The organism is Komagataeibacter kakiaceti JCM 25156, assembly GCF_000613305.1.
Map to the genome: position 1 here is coordinate 1 of NZ_BAIO01000261.1, position 3236 is coordinate 3236.

At 61.7% G+C, this 3236-nt stretch carries 6 protein-coding genes; 3 read left to right on the top strand and 3 right to left on the bottom strand.

Annotated features, from left to right (window positions below):
* The first annotated feature begins 229 nt into the window (after positions 1 to 229).
* A complete protein-coding gene (locus JCM25156_RS11895; RefSeq protein WP_025813237.1) occupies positions 230 to 685 on the top strand; it encodes a hypothetical protein in 456 nt (151 codons plus the stop codon).
* A gap of 25 nt (positions 686 to 710) precedes the next feature.
* A complete protein-coding gene (gene hpxZ, locus JCM25156_RS11900; protein WP_025813238.1) occupies positions 711 to 1100 on the top strand; it encodes an oxalurate catabolism protein HpxZ in 390 nt (129 codons plus the stop codon).
* On the opposite strand, the gene JCM25156_RS23935 is transcribed toward hpxZ, so the two are convergent.
* On the bottom strand, positions 1101 to 1718 hold the full coding sequence (locus JCM25156_RS23935) for a hydroxyethylthiazole kinase (protein ID WP_277909450.1): 618 nt from the start codon (positions 1716 to 1718) through the stop codon (positions 1101 to 1103).
* Positions 1694 to 1927 carry a hydroxyethylthiazole kinase gene (locus JCM25156_RS32150; protein WP_277909451.1) on the bottom strand — a complete coding sequence of 78 codons (234 nt, stop codon included), beginning with the start codon at positions 1925 to 1927 and terminating at the stop codon, positions 1694 to 1696. The genes JCM25156_RS23935 and JCM25156_RS32150 overlap by 25 nt, the downstream gene beginning before the upstream one ends.
* Before the next feature lie 185 nt (positions 1928 to 2112).
* Between JCM25156_RS32150 and JCM25156_RS11915 the strand changes: the two genes are divergently transcribed.
* Positions 2113 to 2610, top strand: coding sequence for a hypothetical protein (locus JCM25156_RS11915; protein ID WP_025813239.1), 498 nt, complete (start codon positions 2113 to 2115; stop codon positions 2608 to 2610).
* Positions 2611 to 2694: 84 nt separating this feature from the next.
* Here the strand turns inward: JCM25156_RS11915 and JCM25156_RS23940 are convergent.
* On the bottom strand, positions 2695 to 3236 hold a 542-nt coding region (locus tag JCM25156_RS23940), incomplete at its 5' end, for a thiamine pyrophosphate-dependent enzyme (protein WP_034959536.1).

Here is a 3236-nt window from a genome sequence, read left to right on the forward strand (position 1 = left end):
AACGCCCAAAATGAAAAATATGCCAAAAAAACTCATCTAACCCCAGAAAACCGCCATTAATTAATTTGGCCCGGTCCTGACGGAGCCACATGTCCAGCAGGACTCCTGCCATGCGGAAGTATGTCATTATATGTCGGCATAATTCCTATCCAATTAAGGCAGGCGCAATACGGTCCATTTTGCGACATACCCGCCAGATCACTGCAACGCATCGCCACAACAGGTTTCCATGCCGAACCCATCGAACAAGTCCTCCCTCATCAGTCAGGTTAACGACCACATCGCCGTGCGCATGACGATCATATTCGGGAGCATCTGGTGCGTTTACGCCTTTCTGGTGTTTTCGCTGATCCCGCTTGCCGCGCCGGCGTGGCAGAATACGCTGCTCTATATAAGCAACTGCATCCAGCTTGTGGCCCTGCCCGCCCTTATGGTGGGCAACGCGGTACTGAGCCAGGGAAGCGACCAGCGCGCGGCGGAAGATCATGCCGCCCTGATCGAAATCCTGAATGACGTACGCGCCGAGGTGGCGGAGCTTAAAGCCATCACGAATGATGTCGCGCGCAAGACGGATGAAGCGGCACGGCGCGAACCCTCCGAAGTGGTATCCATTTCGGATGAGGCTGTTATCAATGTGATGGATCCCGACCACAGCCCTGCCGCCGCCCCGGCCAAGGCTGAATGACCTTCATATTCTGGTGGAAAAACCCATGGCTCCTGAACTGAACCGGCCCGAGACCGTAGCGGAACTGACCGCCATGTCCGATCGTTACGAAACGGCGCTGGGCACGAATGACATCGCGGAACTCGATACCCTTTTCTACCACGGCCCCGAAACGGTGCGTTACGGTGTGGGCGAGACATTATACGGGTTTAATGAAATCGCGGCCTTCCGCCGCAACCGGACGGGCGGCTCCCCCCCGCGCGATGTGCTGCGCCGCCATATCACGGCCATCGGAACGGATACCGGCACGGTTGATCTGGAATTCCGTCGTCATGGCGGCGAACGGATTGGCCGACAGAGCCAGACATGGATTCGCACGCCGCAGGGGTGGAAGATCATTGCGGCCCATGTCTCGCTCATGGCCGATATTTCCTGATCAGTCGGGCGCTTCCGCCCCGGTCCTGTCTTGCAGGCGGGACAGTGCGTCCACAAACCCCGTGGCGAAGGAAGCGGTCCCCTGCGCCGAAGGGGCCGCGATTTCCGCCGCGCGCGCATAAAGGGCATGCGCTGCCGCCACGGCGGCAAGGCGGTCGGCCCCTGCGGGCGTAACGGCAAGAGCTGCCGCAACCAGACCGCCCAGGGCGCACCCCATTCCGGTCACCACCGTCAGCAGCGGATGGCCGCCCTTTACAACGACGTGCCGGCCATCAGGGGCGAGGATGTGATCTTCTGGCCCGCTGATCGCCACGATAACATTGCGCGCCCGTGCGAATTCACGCGCCAGCGGCACCGCCTGCGCGATGGAGGCCGTGGTTTCCACGCCGCGCGCGGTGGCGGCCCCACCGGCAAGGGCCATGACCTCACTGGCATTACCGCGAATCACCGTGGGATCCCGCATCGCCAGATCGTGAATGATGGCGTCATATTCATCCACCCCCGCCCCCATGGCCACGGGGTCCAGAACCCATGGCACATGATGGGCGGTCGCCGCCCCGGCGGCGGTGTACATATCCCGCGCCGTGCAGTTGATCAGTCCCGCCGCGTTGATCCACATCGCCCCCGCATGGCGCCAAAACCGGACGCCCAGCCCGGCGCGGCCCCGATGGCTGGCGCGGCGCCGGCCGCAAGCAGCACATTGGCGCTCAGGGTCGCCGCGACGTAATTGGTCAGCCCATAAACAAAAGGGCGCGCGCTCCCGATACGATGCAGGACGGACCGGCAGGCCGGGCTATCGTAATCCATGGGAATGACGGCGGAACACATCAGAAACGTCCTTTACCTGTCCATTTATTCCCGCAAGAAGGGATCGGCGGCAGATCTGCATCAGACAGGGGTTGCCTTTTAAGGATAATCGACTGAAAAACAATGAACGCTGCGGTCAGTCAAAACCGGGGCGTTTCCGATTCCCACCATGCTCGCCAGCCAGCATATCGTAGCAGGAACATACCGTGCGACCAGCTCTGCTTTCAGCCCCTGTCATTCTTGCTGCTGGACTTCTGGCCACCCCATCCGCATGGGCCGCGGACGCGCTGGGGCAGCGGACGGCCAAACTGTGCTTCACCCTGCATGACGCGGCCCTTGCCGGTGGTTATTCCTGGGGCAAGGGGCGGCTGTACTACGGACCCCACTCCTATCCGGTCAAGGTGACGGGCGGCGGTGCGGTCGGGTTTGGCTACAGCCGGCTGAAGGGGGATGGAAAGGTGTACAACCTTGCCCGCCTGTCCGACCTGAACGGCACCTACTGGTCTGTCCGCGCGGAGGCCACGATGGGCCGGGGCCGGAATGTCGTGGTCATGGACAATAATCAGGGCGTGGACATCAAGGCCTCCATGCACACCAGCGGCGCGCATCTGGCCGCGGCCGTAATGCGGCTGACCCTGCATGTCGATCCCGGCGGTGAACGACCGGACGTGATGCCTGCGGCCTGTTCCTTCCCCATCCGTTAGGGACTGCTTGAAACAGGGCGGCGGCCGGGGACTTTCGTTTTTCCATCAACCAGTTGTTTTTAAACAGATTTATCTCCACAGCCCCTAGACGGTGCTGATCAGGATTTCCACAAGATGGGGACGGCCAGACGCCATGGCCGCTTCGATCGCGGGGGCGATGTCCTGCGCGCGGGTGATCAGGCGTGATTCCAGCCCGTATGACCGGGCCATCGCCTGATAATCGATTGGCGGGTCATTGAGATCCATGGCGAGGAAATTACCCTCCCGCGCCGAGACATAATGCGTCTGTTCGCGCATGAAGCCCTTCAGCACGTTATATTCACGGTTATTCATCACCACGAAGGTGACCGGCAACTGCTCATGCGCCGCGGTCCACAAGGCCTGCGGGGAATAGAGCGCCGCACCATCACCGACCAGACAGACAACCGGTTCACGCCCCAGCCCAAGCGAGGCCCCCACGGCGGCTGGCATGCCCCAACCCAGCGCGCCGCCACGCAGGAAGGAATATTGCGCCGCCCAGTCACTGTTGAGGAACATGCGGGTGTAGGATGACGTGGCGATGGCCTCATCCACAATCGCGACATGGGGGCCAATGGCGCGCACGGCCTCATAGGCCGCGACACAGG

Bases quoted from the DNA above. Each gene is read 5' to 3' on its own strand.
- JCM25156_RS11895 (WP_025813237.1), top strand. From the start codon at position 230: ATGCCGAACCCATCGAACAAGTCCTCCCTCATCAGTCAGGTTAACGAC.
- JCM25156_RS32150 (WP_277909451.1), bottom strand. From the start codon at position 1,927: ATGTGTTCCGCCGTCATTCCCATGGATTACGATAGCCCGGCCTGCCGG.
- JCM25156_RS23935 (WP_277909450.1), bottom strand. From the start codon at position 1,718: ATGTGGATCAACGCGGCGGGACTGATCAACTGCACGGCGCGGGATATG.
- hpxZ (WP_025813238.1), top strand. From the start codon at position 711: ATGGCTCCTGAACTGAACCGGCCCGAGACCGTAGCGGAACTGACCGCC.